This window comes from Flammeovirga pectinis, assembly GCF_003970675.1.
Lineage (GTDB): Bacteria > Bacteroidota > Bacteroidia > Cytophagales > Flammeovirgaceae > Flammeovirga > Flammeovirga pectinis.
On the sequence record NZ_CP034562.1, the window covers coordinates 619,977 to 640,405 of the forward strand.

At 31.9% G+C, this 20,429-nt stretch carries 16 protein-coding genes; 11 read left to right on the forward strand and 5 right to left on the reverse strand.

Annotation, left to right across the window (positions count from 1 at the left end; all coding sequences use genetic code 11):
- From EI427_RS02550 to EI427_RS02580, 7 genes are all read left to right on the forward strand, one after another.
- Complete coding sequence (locus tag EI427_RS02550) at window positions 1–1,278, forward strand: sensor histidine kinase (RefSeq protein WP_126611280.1); 1,278 nt, start codon at window positions 1–3, stop codon at window positions 1,276–1,278.
- An 84-nt stretch (window positions 1,279–1,362) separates the two neighbouring features.
- Window positions 1,363–2,817 (forward strand): M20 family peptidase, encoded by a 1,455-nt coding sequence (locus EI427_RS02555; RefSeq protein WP_126611282.1) that lies wholly within the window; start codon window positions 1,363–1,365, stop codon window positions 2,815–2,817.
- A gap of 125 nt (window positions 2,818–2,942) precedes the next feature.
- Entirely contained in the window at window positions 2,943–5,261 is a 2,319-nt protein-coding gene (locus EI427_RS02560) for a DUF5686 family protein (RefSeq protein WP_240655367.1), read from the forward strand.
- 37 nt (window positions 5,262–5,298) lie between these two features.
- The gene (locus EI427_RS02565) at window positions 5,299–5,925 is read left to right on the forward strand and encodes a hypothetical protein (RefSeq protein WP_126611286.1); all 627 of its coding nucleotides are present in this window, start codon (window positions 5,299–5,301) and stop codon (window positions 5,923–5,925) included.
- A 104-nt stretch (window positions 5,926–6,029) separates the two neighbouring features.
- Window positions 6,030–6,779: an MBL fold metallo-hydrolase gene (locus tag EI427_RS02570; protein ID WP_170178373.1), complete on the forward strand. Its 750-nt coding sequence runs from the start codon at window positions 6,030–6,032 to the stop codon at window positions 6,777–6,779.
- Window positions 6,776–7,639: a DUF1295 domain-containing protein gene (locus EI427_RS02575; RefSeq protein WP_126611290.1), complete on the forward strand. Its 864-nt coding sequence runs from the start codon at window positions 6,776–6,778 to the stop codon at window positions 7,637–7,639. The genes EI427_RS02570 and EI427_RS02575 overlap by 4 nt, the downstream gene beginning before the upstream one ends.
- A 177-nt stretch (window positions 7,640–7,816) precedes the next feature.
- Window positions 7,817–8,347: a YceI family protein gene (locus EI427_RS02580; protein WP_126611292.1), complete on the forward strand. Its 531-nt coding sequence runs from the start codon at window positions 7,817–7,819 to the stop codon at window positions 8,345–8,347.
- Window positions 8,348–8,366: 19 nt separating this feature from the next.
- On the opposite strand, the gene EI427_RS02585 is transcribed toward EI427_RS02580, so the two are convergent.
- On the reverse strand, window positions 8,367–9,617 hold the full coding sequence (locus EI427_RS02585) for an MFS transporter (RefSeq protein WP_126611294.1): 1,251 nt from the start codon (window positions 9,615–9,617) through the stop codon (window positions 8,367–8,369).
- Window positions 9,618–9,763: 146 nt separating this feature from the next.
- Between EI427_RS02585 and EI427_RS02590 the strand changes: the two genes are divergently transcribed.
- On the forward strand, window positions 9,764–10,516 hold the full coding sequence (locus EI427_RS02590) for a DUF3592 domain-containing protein (protein ID WP_126611296.1): 753 nt from the start codon (window positions 9,764–9,766) through the stop codon (window positions 10,514–10,516).
- Window positions 10,517–10,577: 61 nt separating this feature from the next.
- Here EI427_RS02590 and EI427_RS02595 read toward each other — a convergent pair whose 3' ends face one another.
- Window positions 10,578–11,444 (reverse strand): haloalkane dehalogenase, encoded by an 867-nt coding sequence (locus EI427_RS02595; protein WP_126611298.1) that lies wholly within the window; start codon window positions 11,442–11,444, stop codon window positions 10,578–10,580.
- A gap of 145 nt (window positions 11,445–11,589) precedes the next feature.
- Here EI427_RS02595 and EI427_RS02600 point away from each other — a divergent pair, with 145 nt between their 5' ends.
- Complete coding sequence (locus EI427_RS02600) at window positions 11,590–12,489, forward strand: LysR family transcriptional regulator (protein ID WP_126611300.1); 900 nt, start codon at window positions 11,590–11,592, stop codon at window positions 12,487–12,489.
- 129 nt (window positions 12,490–12,618) lie between these two features.
- Here EI427_RS02600 and EI427_RS02605 read toward each other — a convergent pair whose 3' ends face one another.
- Together EI427_RS02605 and EI427_RS02610 are read right to left on the reverse strand one after the other, a co-directional pair.
- Window positions 12,619–13,413: a GNAT family N-acetyltransferase gene (locus tag EI427_RS02605; RefSeq protein ID WP_126611302.1), complete on the reverse strand. Its 795-nt coding sequence runs from the start codon at window positions 13,411–13,413 to the stop codon at window positions 12,619–12,621.
- On the reverse strand, window positions 13,410–13,949 hold the full coding sequence (locus EI427_RS02610; RefSeq protein ID WP_126611304.1) for a TetR/AcrR family transcriptional regulator: 540 nt from the start codon (window positions 13,947–13,949) through the stop codon (window positions 13,410–13,412). Before EI427_RS02610 ends, EI427_RS02605 begins: the two co-directional genes overlap by 4 nt.
- A gap of 334 nt (window positions 13,950–14,283) precedes the next feature.
- On the opposite strand from EI427_RS02610, the gene EI427_RS02615 reads away from it, so the two are divergent.
- Window positions 14,284–15,909 (forward strand): arylsulfatase, encoded by a 1,626-nt coding sequence (locus EI427_RS02615; protein WP_126611306.1) that lies wholly within the window; start codon window positions 14,284–14,286, stop codon window positions 15,907–15,909.
- A gap of 55 nt (window positions 15,910–15,964) precedes the next feature.
- On the opposite strand, the gene EI427_RS02620 is transcribed toward EI427_RS02615, so the two are convergent.
- Window positions 15,965–18,412, reverse strand: coding sequence for a fused MFS/spermidine synthase (locus EI427_RS02620; protein WP_126611308.1), 2,448 nt, complete (start codon window positions 18,410–18,412; stop codon window positions 15,965–15,967).
- 309 nt (window positions 18,413–18,721) lie between these two features.
- Between EI427_RS02620 and EI427_RS02625 the strand changes: the two genes are divergently transcribed.
- Window positions 18,722–20,407, forward strand: coding sequence for an arylsulfatase (locus tag EI427_RS02625; protein WP_126611310.1), 1,686 nt, complete (start codon window positions 18,722–18,724; stop codon window positions 20,405–20,407).
- Window positions 20,408–20,429: the final 22 nt, after the last annotated feature.

Genomic DNA, 20,429 nt, shown 5'->3' on the forward strand with positions numbered 1-20,429 from the left:
ATGAGTAAAAAGAAGACATTTAATTTACTATCAAGAATAACGCTTTTCTATTTAATATTTACTTTGGTTGTCTTTTTATTTAACGCAAAGTTTTTAACTAGGGAAGCTGACGAATTTATTGATTCTGATCTTAACAGACGCTTTGGTTGGCTAGAAAAAAAAGCTGAATATTTACTTGGAGATGGCATGTCTCCAGATTCTCTTATTGGTCATCATATCACAAAAATCACAGAAGTTACTAAACATTGTAAGAAGACAGAATACCCCGTTAATGAGGATATAACCGTCTTTCATGAAGATATTGAGCGTAACCTTATCCATAGAAAAAGAATTTCTCTTATAGAAGCCAATGGCAAAATTTATAGAATAGAAATGGATAGAGAGGTTCAGAATTATTATTATTTTAGAGATGATATTTTTGAGTATGTTGTTCCCTCATTTATAGTTTTAATTATTCTAACTGTAACTTTTAATTACCTTCTTTCTGGCTACTTTTTACAATCTTTTAGAAGAATTCTAGAGCAAATGCAACGCTTTAAAGTAGGCTCTGCAGATAAGATTGAAAAAGTAGAAACGTCCACTTCTGAATTTGTTGAAATGCAAAACCTATTTACAAATATGGTAAAGAGGATTGATGCAGATTATAATCATTTAAAAGAATATACAGAAGATATTGCCCACGAGATTCAGACGCCTTTGGCAATTATAAGAAATAAGGCAGAAACACTGATGATCTCGGAAGAATTAGAAGAGAAAGATGCGCGTGTGATTAAAACAATTTACGACGAAGCAAATCACCTTTCTAGATTGGGAACAACACTAAACTTAATCACAAAGATTGAGAACGGAGAGTTTACTGATATACAAGAAATCAAAACAGAGGCAGAAATAAATAAACAAGTTGAAGCCATTGAAGAATTGGCCAGCTTAAAATCACTGTCTATAGAAAAGAATTTACTTTTTACTCATACTTTAACTATCGACCCCTACCTTTTTGATATCATTTTAAAAAATCTTCTTAAGAATGCAATTAGGTACGGATCTACCGATGGACCAATTAAAATAAGGACTTCAGAAGCATCCTTTTCAATTAGTAATTATGGTGCACCGTTAACAATACCCGAAGATCAACTGTTTAAACGGTTTATAAAAGGGAATGCCTCCTCTCAATCTTTAGGTTTAGGATTAGCATTAGTACATAAAATATGTAAAGTAAGTGGATTGACTATTTCATACAAATATGAACATAGACAACATATTTTTACAGTAGAAGCATAAAAAGTGGGTAGGTTTTTGGAGTAGATTAACAGACTGACTAATTTAAATTATTAGAACTGAAAAACATCTCATCAAATCTTATTTATGAAACGTCTGATTGGTATTATCTTAGGTACTCTTGTTATTGCGAGCCTTTATATTTTTAGCAATTTAGCACTGTTTTCATCAAAGCAGTCTGAAGTAGAATTGTTGCCAAAAGCACATGTAAGTGAAAATGCCGCTAAACATTTATCAGAAGCGATTAAGATTAAAACTATTTCTTATGATAATCCTGCAGAGTTAGATTCTGCGGCATTTTTTCAGTTCTTAAGCTTTCTAAAAGGAGCTTATCCAAATTCATTTAAAGCAACTACACACCATCTGTTTGGTAGGTTTACAATGCTTATTGAATGGAAAGGCAGTAACCCAAGTTTAAAACCTATCATCTTAATGTCGCATTATGATGTAGTTCCCGTTCCAGAAGAAAATAAATTAGAATGGAAAGAAGATCCATTTGGAGGTGTTATTAAAGATGGAATGATTTGGGGTAGAGGTGCTATTGACGATAAAGTTGGTGTAATTGGTATTTGCGAAGCAGTAGAAAACCTTATTATATCTGGGTTCCAGCCAGAGCGTTCTATCTACCTTTCTTTTGGACATGATGAAGAAGTAATGGGTGTAAACGGAGCAAGTCAGGTGGCACATTATCTAAAACAAAAAGGAGTAGAAGCAGAGTTTGTTTTAGATGAAGGTGGATATATTACACAAGGTTTAGTACCTGGAATGACTCAAGATGTTGCTCTAATTGGTACTACAGAAAAGGGCTACTTAACATTGGAGTTGTCTACAAAAGTAGAAGGAGGCCATGCTTCTATGCCAAAGCCAGAAACAGCAATTGATGTTATTAGTAAAGCAATTACAAATATTAAAAACGATCCATTCCCATCTTATATCTCCCCTCCACTAAGAAACTTTATTGATTATGTTGGTCCGGAAATGCCTTTAGGATTTGAAATTGTATTTTCTAATGCAGATTTATTAGAACCAGTTTTGATGAGTGTTTACGAGAAATCGCCCTCATCAAATGCTTTGGTACGTACTACTGTAGCTCCAACCATAATTCAAGGAGGAGCAAAAAATAACGTATTACCAACGCATGCAAAAGCAGTAATAAATATTAGAATTCTTCCTGGAGAAAGTATTGATTATGTTTACGGACATATCAAGGAATCTATAAATGATGATAATGTACATTTACGAATTTTAAATAAATCTGAGGCTGCAATAGTTTCTGATGTAAATTCCCCCAATTATATCACTTTAGATAAATCTATTAAACAAATTTTTGGAGATATTGTTATATCGCCATACATAATGATTGCCGCATCAGACTCTAGATATTTTACAGAAATTTCTTCGAATGTATATCGTTTTTGTCCTTTTCATTTAAATAAGAAGAATTTAAAAACGTTTCATGGTGTAAATGAAAGAATAGGTGTAGAAGAGTTTAACAATGCGATAAGATTTTACACTCAATTGATTAAGAATTCAACTAAATAATAAAAGTTATTAGTTCACTAGATTTAAGTTTAAACCAATTTTTCAAAAAAACACTATTATCATTACTGCTTACGTGCAGTGTACTAATTGGTAACGCACAAGAAACTCAATGGGCAGGGAAGATTATTGATAGCTCTTCATTACGTCCTGTTGGTTTTGCCCACCTTACTGTAGTAAGTAACGGTGATGGAACTTCTACTAATGAAAAGGGGAAGTTTACAATGAATGTCTCATCTGATACAGTAAAAGTAGAAATTTCTTGTTTAGGGTATGCCTCAAAACTTATTAAGTTAGATACTCTAAATAGAAAAGAATCTTTGATCTACCTAGATAAAGCAGCACACCAATTAGAAGAAGTAGTTGTAGGAAGAAGAGGATACGAAAATCCAGCTTGGGAAATTATCAGGTTGGCAATGAAAAATGCTGATTTACATAACTTTCAAGGTCAAGAAGATTTTCAGTACCAATCTAAAATGCGAACAAACATTTTTTTAGCAGATATAAATAAGGAGTTTACAGAACGTAAATTGATCGCCTCTGCAATTAAAAGAATGGAGGCAATAGATTCTCTTAAAAAAGATGATAACGGAAAACTTCTTATCCCAATGTATGTAGCTCATTCTGAACAAAAAGTGAGTTACAATGCTAAAGGAAGAGCAGAAGATAGAGATCAATTTTATTACAAAGAGGCTTTTTTAGGACCTGAATTTGAAAACCAATTTAAAGAAGGGTTAGATAATGAGAAGACAACTGTAAATTTTTATCAGCATTGGTTACGATTTTTAAGGTATGATTTTGCCTCGCCATTAAATCCTAGTTTTAAAAATTTCTATGATTTTGAACTAGTTACCTACGAAGAAATTGATGAAGATTGGTGCTATAAAATCAATTACATTCCACGTAGAGAAAATGACCAAACTTTTGGTGGTACAATCTGGATTACTGATGAAGATAAAGGGTTTGCCATTAAAAAAGTATATGCTGAAATAGGTAGAAAATCACCCTTAAATTTTATAGATAGTATTACAGTTGAACAGAAAATGGCTCCTTTAGATACTACTCAAATATGGTTTCCTTACCAGCAAAATATAAAGATGTGGGTAGGTGGGAAGCTAAAAGAAAATTGGCAGAAATTTTTAGTGGATATAGAAACTGAAAATACTTTTCTTACACAAGATTCCACCATAAATTTTGAGGAAGTAGATACTACTACTTTTGCTATGATTGATACTGTAAAGCAAATGCCTACTGTTAAATCTGCAGCCAAAATAGCAGATATAGGGGTTACTGGTTATTACAGAATGGGAGGGTTTGATTTTGGACCACTAACCGTTTTATATGCACAAAATAATGTAGAAGAGCATAGAATTCAAGTTGGAGGATTAACCAATACACAGTGGAATAAAAATTTAATTGGGGGTGGGTATGTAGCTTATGGTACTAACGACCAAGAATGGAAGTGGGGAGCAATGGCAAAATATATTCTGAACCACGATACTTGGACATTTTTATATGCAAGAGCACAACATTCATTGCAAAGGTTAGGAGGAGGCATAACTTACCCTGGACAAGATCCATATTTATGGATTTCTCAAGCATGGGGAACATATTCAAACCCATATTATTTAGATGAAGCAAAGCTTATTGCAGGTACGTACATAACCGAGGGAATTCAGCTTAGAGGGCAGTTTACCTATAAAGATGAAAACTATTTTGCTACTGAATTAACAGATACTCTTGCATTTTCTAACATAACAACTGCAGAAGTTGGAGGATCAATAATTTTTGATTTTGGTAAACGATATGTTTCTAGTAGACATCTAAATAGATATGTTGCGGCAAACGGAAAGTTGCCAACAATTTCTTTAAGTTATCAACGGGGGCTACCAAGTGTTTTAGGTGCAACTGATAGTTATCATAAAGTAGAATTTAATTTAAGTCACCGTTTTAAATTAGGAGCGATAGGTAGGTTAGATTACGTTGTCTCTTCTGGTTGGACACCCTCTACAGTGCCTTTTCCACTTTTATTTGTGCATAGAGGGAATAATTTACGTTATATCTACAGTGGTTCTAGTTATAATCTGATGGGTTTCGGAGAGTTTATGAGCGATCAATATGCTAGTTTAAGAATGTTCCATCATTTTGAAGGTTTAGTGCTTAATAGACTCCCATTACTTAAGAAGTGGAATGCCAAAACGTTTGTTCTTTCTAATATCTTATGGGGAAGTGTTTCTGAAGCAAATCAAACAGCCAATGTAAATCCATGGGATGAGAACAGTACTTCTTTTGGAAGTTTAGATCCTTCTACTCCTTATGTAGAAGTTGGTGGAGGAGTTGAGAATATTTTTAGAATGGTAAAGGTAATGTTTATCTATAGAGCTACTTATCAGGAAAATGCATCACGTAAGTACGGAATTATGTTTGCAATTACTCCAGAGTTTTGATTAATTTGTATTCGCTAAAAAACTCAAATAATAAAAAATGAAAAAATTAACATTAAAAACTATTACTATTTTCGCTACTCTACTTTTATTTTCTTGTGCTATTGATATACCTCAACAAGGCTCTTGTCAAGGAGGTGGAGATATGAGTACATACAAAACGAAGGTAAAGTCTCTAGTATTAAATAGGGGAACAGTGATGAAGGAAGGTGATTATTATTATTTTTCAAATGAAAAGGTAGATGATCAAATTACATTTATAATTGAAGTGGAAACTGTTTTTGAGGAAAAAGTAGTGTATTTAAGAAAATCAAATTTTTCATTTTTTTCAGCTGCTTATGCAATGCCAGGACCTCAATTTACGTCTACTCAAAAAATTTCTTCATTAGTAATTACCTCTTCAGAAGATATAAATATTGATCAGGAAATAATTAAAGCAGGTGAGAATATTAATGATCTATTTATTTGCTCTAGTTTACATTCGACATCATTAAATACTGTAAATGAGTTAATTGCGAATCAAAATAAACATATTGAGATATTTGGAGGTATCGGTTCTGGAATTATTATTAAACAAAAAGAAGGTATTGACATGAATAGTAATACTATTAATATTCAACTTTCTTTAGACGGAACAGAGACTTTTGAGCTTTCTACTAGTAAATAATAATTATTAAAGTTTAAACAACAAGTGATTTTTAAGGTTTATATTGGAGTTGAATTATAGCTTTTTTTCTCTCTATTAAAATGATAAACTTACAACGGCTCAATATGGATAATTCCTGGTTTATTGAGTTTGATACTATTAAATTATTAGTTGATCCTTGGCTACAAGGAACAGAAATAGACTTTTTCTCTTGGTTTAACATGCAGTGGCATCGAACTCCACCGTTGGCATTTGATAACTTACCGAGTTATGATGCTGTATTAATCACACAGAAATATCCAGATCATTTCCATAAAGAAACGTTACTAAAACTTCAGCCAAAAGTTATTATTGGACCAAGAAGTATAGCAAAAGATGTACAAAAAATATTACCTCAAACTGCATTTCTTCCTTTAGATAAAAAAGTAAATAAAATTACTTTAAAAGAGGTTGATATACATTTTTTACCAACACGCAGAGCCATAGATCCTATCTATGATTGTTTTGTTTTAGATGATGGTAATGAGAGTGTTTATTTTGCTACTCATGGCTTTTCTTTAGATCAAAAACATAAAGAGCAATTAGAAGAAGTAAGTGATTGTAAACTATTAATTACACCTTTTAATTTATATAAACTTCCGTTCTTTTTAGGAGGAGTTGTTTCGCCAGGAATAGAAGGAGTAAAAACGCTTTTTGATCAGATACAACCTAAAGTGATAGTACCAACACATGATGAGGACAAACATGCAAAAGGGTTAGTCACATTTTTTGCAAAAGTAGTGCGTGCAGTACCAACAGATCAATTAAAAACATTGCCTTGGCTTTCGTCAACCTATCAACCTTTAGATCATTATAAACTAACAAGAATCTCATGAATAAGAAACAAATTGCTCTTTTAGAAATTACAGTCATTTATTTTATTGTGGCTGTAGGTGGTTATGCTACCTTTCAATATTTTAAAGAGGAACCACTAGTATTTCGTATGTTATATGCAGATTTAGCAATGACAGTAGTAACTTATATTTTTTCTGTAATTAAGAAAAATAGCAGTGTATACGATGCCTATTGGAGTGTTATTCCATTCTATTTTATTCTTCAATATTTTTATTTATTTGATGGGGCAGATTGGTCAACACCTCAATGGATATGTGCATTTGTGGTTAGTTTATGGTCTTGGCGACTTACATTAAGTTGGGCAAGAGGTTGGTCTGGATGGGAACACGAAGATTTTAGATATGTAAGTTTCAGACATCAGTTTAAAGCATTCTTTCAGCCTATAAATTTCTTAGCCATTCATTTATATCCAACATTAATAGTTTTTGCTAGTATGTGGGGACTTCAATGGGTTTATGAAACAGGTGTTTTAGAAATTGGATGGTTATTTTATTTAGGAGCAGCAACAGCTTTTGTAGGAACTATTTTTGAATATTTAGCTGACAATGAACTTGCTAAATTTAGGTTAAGACCTAATAAGAAAAAAGACGATATTTTAAGAACGGGAATTTGGGCTAAATCAAGAAATCCTAATTATTTGGGAGAGATGATGTTTTGGTTTGGCGTTGCCATGATGGGGACAGCTTATGCAGCACCATGGTATACAGTTTTAGGCTCAGTTGGTATGTGGATGATGTTTATGTTTGCATCAATTCCATTAAAAGATAAACAAATGATGAAAAATAGACCTGAATCATTTCAAAAATATAAGAAAGAAGTATCTAGAGTATTGCCTTTTTAGTACAACATACTATTTAAATATAAAGCTACCTATTTGTACAAATGGGTAGCTTTTTTGTGTATAAATAATTCTTATTTGAGGAAATAACCTATTTTCCGATTCTCACAATTTTAAGAAAGCTACATCATCTAATTTTGTTTCATCAAGTTAATTTATTCATTATTAAATTATTACAACATGAAACATATTATTGTTGCCACAATTCTTTTAATCTTAGGTTTAAGTACAAGAGGTTTTTCACAAGAGAATGGAATGTCTGAAGTGAAGTTTTCAATCTCTAAGGTTTTCTGGAATGTAAAAGGGAGTTTTGACAAGTTAAATTATACCATTCAATTTAATCCTGAAGACATCGAAAATGCAAAGATTTTTGGCCGTGTATCAATTGCGGATATAAATACATCTGAAGAAAAAAGAGACCATCATTTACAAGCAGAGGAATGGTTTGATAGTGCCGACTTCCCAGAAATAAAAATATCTAGCTCAACTATTAAAGCTTTAAAAGGAAATCAGTTTGAAGGCCTATTTACAATCACAATGAAAGGTGTATCAAAAGAGAAAAATATTCATTTTAAAGTTATAGACGAAGAAGGAATACGCTATTTAGAGAGCGAATTTACACTTTCCTTAGAAGATTATGCTATTGGAGGTGGAGCCGCAAGTTATGTTGTTGGAAACACCGTAACAGTACAATTAAAGTTGATGTATTAATTAAAATGCACTGATATAATTATTGATTTTTTTCTATTGCTGTTTTCCCAAGAGTGAATTGTACAATTGAAACAACCATTAATATAGAAACTGATAATAAAATTAGTGCTTGTCCTATTCCATAATGATCTGATAAATAACCAAATAGTAAACTTAATCCTGCAGTAACAATTGTAGTAACAAAAGATTGGACAGATAAAACGGTAGCAAGCATAGAAGTAGGACAATCGTCTGCTACGTAACCTGTAAGCATTGGCTTTCTAATATTTTCTAAGATATAAATGAGCGTGAAAGATACGATTGAGATAAGTAGTAAATTCTCAAAGTAAAAAATTCCAGTGATTAGCCCACAGATTAAACCTAAATATAGGGTTATTACAATAGGTTTATCTTTATTAGAAAATAGATTACTGAACCGAGCAGAATTTATACTTGCAATAGTTGTGAAAATATAGATTATGGTATAAGTAAAGCCTACCGTTAATCCTATTTTCTGTTCATTAGTACCTTTTGTAAGAAAAGGTAATGTTAGTGCAAAAGCACCAATTATTGGTTGTATAAAATCCTTAATAGCATTTAAAAAAGAAGAATGCGTACTCGAATTAGTAATTACTTTAATTAAATGAGGTCTTTGTAAAACGGACCACAAATCTTTCAAAAAACTATTGTCTCCTTTTTTCTTGCTTTTCCCTTTATTTAAAATATTTGGGTAAGTCATCAGATTTATTGTATTGATAACAAATGGAATAGTAGAGAAAATAAAAACATTATCAATATTTCCAGAGAAATAGACCATTGCACCAGCTAAAAGGGCAGATACGGCAGAACCTCTTTGCGACCAACCTCTTGTATGTCCATAATAATCAGTTTTATAATCTAACCACCCTTCTATCTCTAAATAAGACATAATCATTGCTTTATGTGTTCCACTCCTTAAAGTTTCACCTAATCCATAAAGACAAAATGCAATAATTAAAAAATGAAATTGAGGTAAGAAATACATCATTAAGAAAGAACAGATGTATGCCATAAAACCTAAAATAAGCGATTGCTTTCTCCCCATCTGATCTGCGAGAATACCTGTAGGAATTTCTAAAAAGAAAGAAATAAGTTTTCTCAAGGCATATAAAAAACCAACTTGAGTATATGATAATCCATGTTGTACTAAAAATAGTAATAGAAATGCATCAAAAAATTGAAGGTTTTTTAAAAAACCATAAGAGCAAAATTTCCAATATTGTAAATCTTTAGTAAACGTGTTATTTGACATATAATGAAATAGTTTTTTTAATCTTTCTATTAATATAACTAATAATTATAGTAATTGATTATTTGTGAGAATAATGATTTTTCACGAAGTTCAAGTAAAATTGACACTATATTTAAACTAAATAACTTCAATCTTAATTATACAACATGAAACTCTCTCTATTAAAGAAGCTAAGGGTATTGATGAATGGTACTCAAGGATTACTTTCTGCTATAGTATTTACCATTGGTTGTGGCACAGCACTCTACAGTTTTAATCATATTGATTTTGACGAATACATTTATTTATCGTCTAATACAGCCACAAGTTCTGGAGTTATTTTAGATGTTTACCAAACGTCCTCAATTGTAAATGATGAGTATGTCTATAGATACGATTATGAATTTGAGCTTGATGGAATAAGTTATTACTGGTCTTCGTATAATGCAGGTTATGGCATAGAAGTAGGGGATAAAGTGAAAATTGAATACAACATTGACAAGCCAGAGGTGAATAGAATTGCGGGGATGAGTAATACGAATAGCTTAATATTCTTCTATTTAATTCCATTTATTATTGGTCTAATATGGTTCTCAATCAATGTATTTTTTGGTAGAAGAAAATTAGACATCATTGAGCATGGCGTATTAACTGATGGTCGTTATCTAAGAAATGAAATGACATCAATGGAAATAAATGATAAACGTGTTTATAAATACTTCTTCAGTTATAAAGACGATGATAACGAAGAACATGAATTGACAATTCGAACACATAGCCCTGAGTTTTTATTTTACAATAAAAGCGACAACATTATTTATCATAGCAATAAGCCTGATAGAGCATTATTTGTGGATAACCTTTCGGGTTCTCTTCCAGAGTATGTACGTTCAAATTTAAAAAAAGAAGAGCAATTCTAAATAAAAAAGACGTTGTATTCACATTTTAGTGTATACAACGTCATGTATTATTTTAGATAAATTATTTATCCAATTTAAGTACAAATTCTTTTATTTTTTCCCCTATAAGTTCAGGGTTATCTTCTTGAATAAAATGGACACCATTCCCAATATTTACAGCTTCTAAATTTGGAATATTTTCAATTATCCAATCTCGTACAGGCTTAGGCATAAAAGCACCAGGCTCTGCATATAAAAAGAGTTTAGGTAGGGGTGATTCAGCAAGCTTTTCTCTGTAATTTTTTACAATGGCAGCTGTTAATTCTGGTTTTCCATTTAAGGGAACTTGAGAAACAAATTTCCAAATAGGTTTTCTACTTTCAACTGTTTGAAAAGGTTCTTTGTAAGCAGCCAATTCTTCGGTTGTTAAATCTCTAGCTACCCAAGTTGGTAATACATTATTTAAGAACATATTGTCCTCTGCAATCATTTTCCAACCATTAGGTCCTCTCAATTCATTAAAGAAATCTATGTTTTCTTTTGGGAAGAAGGTACCAATATCCTGAATAATACCTTCCATAAATGCAATTGCTTTTACATTTTTAGAATGATTAGCAAAATAATTAAAACCTAATCCAGAACCCCAATCATGTAAAACCAATACAATATTTTTAAGTTCCATAGTCTCAATAAGCTTTTCTAAGTAAGCATATTGTTCCATAAAAGTATAATCAATTGATGGCTTATCAGATTTACCCATTCCAATTAAATCTGGAACTATTATATGATGACCTGTCCCTTCTAAATAAGGTGTGATATTTCGCCATAAAAAACTATTTGATGGATTACCATGAAGGAATAAAATTGGATTACCTTCTCCTTTACCGTATTCGAGTACATGCATTTTACTTCCATATACTTCGTAAAAGTTTGAATTTGATTGGGACATTATTTTAAGGGATTTAGGTTTTGATGAATCTATTTGAAAATTACAAGTGATTGATTACTATAAATATAGTTTCTTGTTGCAAAGTTATATTTTTTTTATTTATGAATAAAATGAATTAAATTTATGATTTACATAAATAATATGAATGATGGATATCTCGCTTAGAAATTTAAAACTAGTTAATGTAATTGTAAAAGAAGATTCTGTTACAAAGGCAGCTGAGAAGCTATTTCTTTCACAACCCGCTTTAAGCCATCAGTTAAAAAAGCTCGAAGCAGAAATTGGTTTAAAGATTTTTAATCGTTTTAATAAGAAATTGATCTTAACCGAAACAGGTAAAATTATATTTAATGCTTCAGAAAAGTTATTGCCTTCTATTAATTTATTGAATGCGGAATTAGAGGGAATTAAAAGAGGTGAGAAAAAGAAAATTAGATTAACTACAGAGTGTTATACTTGCTACCATTGGCTCCCAAAGGTAGTGCAAAAATTTAAAGGAGAGCATCCAGAAATTAATGTTGAAATAAATATTGAAGCAACGCAAGATCCTATTCAATTTTTAAACAAAGGGGAGATTGATATGGCAATTGTAAGTAATAAGTCAGCTACTTCTATAATACATTTTGAGCCATTAATTACAGATGAAATGGTGGTGATCCTCTCTAAAGAAAATGATCTAGTAGATTTAGATGAATTGTCACTCTCAGATTTACAAAATCAGAATTTGATTTTATACGATTTACCTGAAGAGAAAAATTATGTACTCACTAAGATTTTAAATAATGACCTTGATAAGGTGAAATCTATACAGAAAGTACAATTAACAGAAGCAATTATAGAACTAGTGAGTGCAAATTTAGGCATATCTGTAATGGCAAGATGGGCAGTTACTCCTTTTCTTCAGAATAAACAACTTAAACTCCTTCCATTAAAAGAAAAACAGGGTGAAAGAGAATGGTTTATTGCTAGTTTAAATCAAGTATCTAAAATGGAAAAGCAATTTATAGCACAAGTGAAAACGAATTTTGCTGCTGATGATTTTTAAACAAAAAGTCTCATCTAAAATTAATTAAATGAGACTTATCTAGATATTATTATATCAACTTACCTCAATTTTTATTTTTGAGTTCTAGAGAATCAGCATTCAAAATGCTCTTTTTCCATCTTCCGAAAGTTAGTATTCATTTTTGAAACTCATATCAAAAATGATATTTGAGCAATAAAAACCAGCTTTTTCAATGGCTTTTTTAGATGCAATATTGTCTACTGTTGTAGAACATACAGGTTGTCTATTTAATGCAATTGCTTTTTGTGCTAATGCATCTAACATTCTAGTTCCTAAGCCTTGTTTTCGGTAACCCTTGTTCACAATCATACCGATATCTGCAGCCTCTTTTTGTGTATCACTTAACCTACATTCTCCTGTAGCAATAATGATATTATCCTTTTTTGAGAGGTACAATTCTTTCCTATTAATGAGGTTGTCCGCATAGCCAAATGTATCTTCAAAACCAGCATTTTCTTTAAAAAAAGCACGTATATTATCTGCATCATCTACTGTTGCAAGTTGTATTTCTAAAGCACTCTTTTTAAGTAACGAACTCCCAGAATATTGAAAGCACAATGTGTTTTTATCTACACTGTTTGCTAAACCTAAACTAGCATTAAAAGAAACGGGTTCTATTGTACTAAGGCGAGCAGATGTAATTAAATTTTTAGAAATTAATGCTTTTAAAGTATTTTCCATCAGATAGTTACTTTCTTTATTAAGAAAGATCTGAAGAAGGCTTTTTGAGTCGTCAATACAACAGTATCCTATTGATATTTCATTAATTTCAATTAGAAATGTTGATGCAGAAGCAATATATAAATCTTGCCACATACCATCTAAAGTACCTGTGAATTGTGAATATAATGTAGATCTATATTGGCTAATTAAAGGCGTATTTTCTGTTTGAATAAAATTCATTGGTGTAAATATTTTTTGATTAATAATGATTTGATTTCCTCTAATGGGTAATCATTAAATATTGATAAATAGTTTAATGCAATGCCGTCTAGTTCCGATATGAACATATAACTTTTTGCAGTTGCATTTATTGGGTCAATTTCATCAAATAGTTTTTTAGTTGATCTGAAAATTAAATCTGCTCTTTCTTTAACTAAATCCTTGATTATTTCTCTAGTTGTTGGTTGAGAAATAACACTAACATTTAGTTGTAAAAAAGTTTTATCTCTTTTAAGCTGATCAAAAAAAGAATTCAATAAAAGTGAAATTGTATCGTAAGCGTTTCCATCATTATGATTAAGGTTGTTTTTTTTAATCATATCGGTTGTCCTAGAGAAAATTTCTCTTAGTAATCCATTTTTTGATTTAAAATGATGAAATATTAGCCCTTTTGATACTTTAGCTGTCTCACAGACTTCTGAAATTGAAGTATTTTCAAATCCTTTTTCTGCAAAAAGTGCAGTAGCTACCTCTATTATTTGTTCTTTTTTATCCATTAATTTCATGAAATAGACTGACCGTGTAGTCAGTGTTTATTCAAATGTAACGAAAATTTTTTAAAAAAGGTTATAAAAGAAAATGAAACAGTATATAATCCTGATCAATTATAAAATTAAAATAATTGGTTTTCAACTATTTAAGTTTCTGTTTTAAATCAACTCCTACTAAAAAATACTAAGATCATTTTAATGAAAGATATAATTAATAATAGAATTGTTTGCGTAGTGAAAATTAAAAAACAATTTTATCTAGGCAATCTTTTTATTAATAAATAACCTTTAATCTATTGTTATAACTATTGTAGTTATTCTCTGATTTAACTTAAAAACAATGTTTAAAAAACTATCAATTAACGTCTTTCTTGCAGTTCTTGTAAGTATGACTTTTTGTGAAGACTCTCTTGCACAAAAAAAGAAAAAAGGCAAATCATCGAGCAAGAAACCAAACATCTTGATTATATGGGGTGACGATATTGGACTTTGGAATGTCAGTGCCTACTCTAATGGCCAAATGGGATACACGACACCAGGAATTGATCGTATTGCTGACGAAGGCATACTTTTTACTGATTATTATGGAGAACAATCTTGTACAGCAGGTAGGTCATCATTTATAACAGGTCAGTCTGGTTTAAGAACAGGAATGACGAAAGTAGGAATGCCTGGTTTTCCTCAAGGACAGAAAGATGACGATATCACTATTGCAGAAGCACTAAAAAACCATGGGTATTTGACTGCTCAGTATGGTAAAAATCATTTAGGGGATGCTGATAAAACACTTCCGACTAAACATGGATTTGATGAATTTTATGGATTTCTTTATCACCTTAATGCAATGGAGGAACCAGAATATCCTAACTATCCAAAAGATCCTGAATTTTTAAAGAAATTTGGACCTCGAGGTGTTTTAGACTGTACCTCTGATGGACCAGTGAAAGATACAGGGCCATTAACTGTGGAACGTATTAAAACTATAGATGATGATATTACAAAACGTTCTATTGCATTTATGGATAAAGCAATCGATCAGGATAAACCTTTCTTTGTATGGTGGAATGCTGCTAAAATGCATTTTAGAACACATATTAAAGATGAATCAAAAGGTCTTTCAGGAAGAGGGTTTTACAACGATGGTATGGTAGAACATTCTAATCATGTAGGTCAATTATTAGATTATTTAGAAGAGAAAGGTATTGCCGATAATACGATAGTAATTTATGGTACAGATAACGGACCACAAACCAATTCATGGCCTGATGGAGCAATCTCTCCATACCGCATGGAAAAGGAAACTCAATATGAAGGAGCTTATCGTGTTCCATTCATGATTAGATGGACAGATGGTGGTATTACAGGTGGTAAAAAAGTTCAAGGAATGATATCGCACTTAGATTGGTTACCTACATTACTTGCTGCAGCTGGAGATCCTGATATAAAAGAAAAACTTCTTAAAGGTGGATATCAAGCCAATGATAAGAGTTTTAAAATTCATTTAGATGGTTATAACATGTTACCCTACCTACAAGGTAAAGTAGAAGAATCACCGCGTAAATGGTTTATATATCATACATCTGAAGCGGAACCAGTGGCTGTCCGTCAGGATATTGAAGGTAAAGTGCAAAAAATGTCATTAAAATGGGTATTTGGCGAACAGCGTGGTAAAGGAGGTGAGCTTTGGTTAGAGCCTTTTACTTGGCTACGTATGCCTAAAGCATTTGATTTAAAAATGGATCCTTTTGAGCGTGCTGATTACGATTCGAATACGTATATGGATTGGTATATCAATCAGATTCCATATATGTATAGTGCTATGGCTCATATGAAAGAATATGCGATGACATTTAAAGAGTATCCTGCATCTCAAAAGCCAGGTTCATGGAAGATGAATCAGCTTAAAGAAATGAGTTATGAAATGGGCCCAGTAGGGCCTGGAGGTTCTAAAAAATCGGGAGAATAAAATTTTATTAAAGCATAAAGAGGTTCTGAATTGTACAATTCAGAACCTCTTTATTTTATTTTGGATCATACCAATTGTAATAGGCATTCTTATCATCGAATTTATACAAATCAGTAAGCAACATAGACCAAACATCTCTTCTGCCTACATAACTAGCCATTCCTGCATAATAAAAACGGTGGAGATTCTCTCTTTCGTAATCAATCTCCTTTTTCAAATCAGATGGTAGGTTTGGAATATCTTCTTGAGCATCTAAAAGCTGAGGTAGAATTTCTGTTAAAACAGATTTTTTAACCCAACCATCATATTCTAAAATTGGATGATTATCTGTTACTGGTTCAGCATTTCTACTAAAAACATTTAACCCTCCTCTGTCCATTACATAAGTACTTAGAAACTGTGCTTCGTTATGAATGCCAACTTCATTAAGTGCTTTTTTTACATCTGGATAGGCTAACCTTTTTCTAATTAATTCTAAATCTAATGTAAGAGGTTGCATAGAGCCAATAATTAGCATTTCGTGCATTTCTGTAGTCCATAAATTGGCATAAGGAAATACTTCTAAAATGGCCTTTACTAGAGATTCTGATGCACCTACTGTTTGAGTAGTGATTGGCCACCATTGTGCCATCATTCCATTTTCTGTTAATCTCGACTTACATAATTCATAAAAATCTTTACTATATAAATTATTAACACCTACTGCAGTTGGTGGTGGCGGTTCTAAAGTAATCAAATCATAGGTACGCACTTCTTTCATTAATTTATGTCTTCCATCATCAACATAAATATTAATATTTTTACTTTGAGCTAATTGGTAATTACCCACAAACTTATTTGTTGCTTCTACTACTTCTGGTAATAATTCGACTACAGCCCTTTCTTCTAATTCTGGAAACTTAAGTAAAGATCCTGCAGTAATCCCTGTTCCTAATCCAACAACTAAAGCAGACTTTGGTGTGCCGTTAAAAGTAATGAGAGGAATAAAAGATTGTAGGCGCATATATCGTAAAGAAGGGAACACATCTCCTGTATTTGAAACACCTTGAATATATAATCTTCTAAATATTCTGTCACCTTGTCCTTGTTCAATTACAGCTACTGTATTACCTATTCCTTCTTTAAAGTAGATTATTTCACCAGTTTCTTTTTCAAGAAGTAAATCAATGAATTTTGTATTTGGTATAAAGGCAATAAATAATAACCCTAATGCAAAAGAAGGGGCATATTTTTTAGTGCTTTTGGTTTGATAAAAGGCAACAAAAGCGACTCCAATTGATAGTATGAGCAGTAAGAATAAAGTATAGATAACTCCCAAAGTTGGAAACAGTATAAAGCCAGTGATTGCACTACCTAAAACACCTCCAAATGTATTCCAAGCAAGTAATTTACCACTCACCTCAGACAATTGATTCCCATTGCTAACTAATTGTGTTATAACAGGGAAAATTGCGCCCATCAAAGTTGTAGGAACTAATATGAAGAAGCTACTTATAAAAAGAAAACGCCCCATCATCATGGCTCCTTTGCTAGAAAAAATACCAAATAAAGTGTTTCCAAACTCAACTTGATATTCTAAAGTCCAATTACCTAAAACTGCGATGGATAATAATGTACAAAAGATACTACCAAAAGTAAGCAACCCAAACGATTTCCAAAGGTTCTTTATGCGATGAATGTATTTACCCATTACAAAATTGCCGACCGCTAATCCTAAAAGATAAATGGCTAACATTGTAGCAAATGCATAGGTTCTAGTATTCTGAAATTGCACAATTATTTGTCCCCATAAAATCTCTTGTGATATACCTACAAAACCTATGAATCCGTAAAGTATATAGCCAATATGAAACCCTATTGAAGTAGGTTGTTCGTGTTTTTGTCTTTCTACTTTTTCCTCTTTATTTATCATGAAAAAGTATACATATCCTCCAAGACAAAGATTAATACTTGCCGTAAATAAACCAGCTCCAACCACACCAAAAAAAGGTATTATGATAAAAGGTGTACTTAATGCACCAAGAATTGCCCCCGCGGTATTCGCTCCATACAAATAGCCAATACTTTTTCCCGACGTTTCTTTAGATGGATTGTAATATTTAATTAGTGCTAAAAATGTCCCGCTCATAAAAAAGGCAGGTATAGCAATTAGTACCCAAGGTAATAGATAAGCAAATTTCCCAATTATAGCTTCAATTTGAACATAGGTGCTTTCTGTATAAAAAAGCAAAAGGCTGATAATAGCACTAGATATTGCCGTTAATATTTCTAGGTTGCAATAAACTCTCAAAGGATTATCAGACCTTTGAATATATTTACCTAAATAATAGTTGCCTGCTCCTAACCCAGTAAAGAAACCACTTATAACAATTGATGTGGAATAGATATCAACCCCTATAACTATACCTAATTGTTTAACCCATAATGTTTGGAAAATTAAAGCAGTAATACCGGAGATAAAAAGTAAGAGTGTAAATACTAAGAGTTGTTTATTCTTGGTCATGTTTATTTTCAATAAAAGAAGTGCAATAGTTTACTAAGTTTTGAGCACAGCGTTCGAGTTGTTAATTAATAATTTAGGATCGAAATACTTCAACCCTCTAAATAAATATACAAATTTTTTGGCTAGTTATCAGTAGCATTTTGAATGAAATTTATTTGTAGTATTTACAGTAGAAACAATTGTATAATAGACGAATAAATGAAGTGAAAATCGAATTCTCTGTTAACTTAGATAGAATAATAACCCAATTAATCTTTTGATTATTTATTCAATCTATTTATTAATTCTCAAAAACTAATCTTTTAAAAAATGAAGGATAAGATATTAAGAAATTTGTTTCTCGCCTTTATGTGTTTGTCAATGGTTTTACCAATGGAATTGACTGCACAAGGAAAAAAAGGGAAGAAGCCTAACATTATTGTAATGTGGGGTGATGACATCGGACTATATAACATCAGTTATTGGAACAGAGGTCTAATGGGGTATAAAACTCCTGGTATTGATAGAGTAGGTGATGAAGGTCTTGCTTTTACTGATTATTATGGTGAGCAATCTTGTACGGCAGGTAGGTCATCATTTATTACTGGCCAATGTGGTTTGCGTACAGGTATGACAAAAGTAGGGTTACCTAAAGCTCCACAAGGACAAAAAGCAGATGATATTACGATAGCTGAAGTACTGAAAAATCAAGGGTATGTTACAGGACAGTTTGGTAAAAACCACTTGGGTGATGCCGATGAAAATTTACCTACTAAACATGGTTTTGATGAGTTCTATGGTATATTATATCACTTGAATGCAATGCAAGAACCAGAAGATCCAGATTATCCTAAAGATGCAGAATTCTTGAAGAAATTTGGTCCTAGAGGTGTTCTTGATTGTACATCAGATGGCCCAGTAAAAGATACAGGCCCTCTTACAATTGAAAGAATGAAAACAATTGATGATGAAATTAATGTTAGAGCTAAGAAATTTATAGATAAAGCAGTTGCTCAAGACAAACCTTTCTTTGTATGGTGGAATTCATCACGAATGCACTTTATCACTCACGTTAAAAAAGAATCTAGAGGTATTTCTGGACAAGGTTTCTATAACGATGGTATGATGGAACATGATGGTCATGTTGGAGATATGCTAGATTATTTAGAGGAAAAAGGATTAACAGAAAATACAATTGTTATCTATGGTACAGATAATGGGCCTCACTTTAATGCATGGCCTGATGGTGCAATCACGCATTTCCGTTCAGAAAAAGAAACCAACTGGGAAGGAGCATATAGAGTTCCTACTTTTATTCGTTGGCCAGGTAAATTAAAAGCCGGTGAAGTTAAAAATGGCTTGATTTCTCATTTAGATTGGTTACCAACTTTAGCAGCAGCAGCAGGTGAGCCAGATATTAAAGAAAAATTGATGAAAGGTGGTTATAAAGCCAATGGCAAATCGTTTAAAGTACATTTAGATGGTTATAATATGCTTCCTTATTTAAAAGGAGAGGTAACACAATCTCCACGTAATCATTTTATTTATAATAATGCAGATGCACAAATTGTTGCTTTACGTTATGAACAAAGAAATTATGTAACAGGTAACTCAACCTTCATGGCAGGTGGAGGAACAGATGGTACACCAAAAGTTTCTGATGCAGAAATGTCTACCGCATGGAAGATTGTATATGCTGAGCAAAGAGGTAAAACAATGGAGCTTTGGTCGGAGCCATTTACTTGGTTAAGAATGCCTAAGATTTTTAATTTAAGACGAGATCCATTTGAGAGAGCCGACCATAATTCTAATAATTACTGGACATGGTTTATCAATCACCCGTTTGTTTTTTATGGTGGTAATAATGTTATTTTAGAGCACATAGAATCTTATAAAGAATATCCGCCATCGCAACGTCCAGGGTCATTTACAATGGATGGAGCATCAGAAATGGTATATAAAAACTTTGGTATGGGACCAGGTGGTTCATCAGGACCAGGTATTAAGAATAAATAAAAGTTATTATTAATTTATAAAT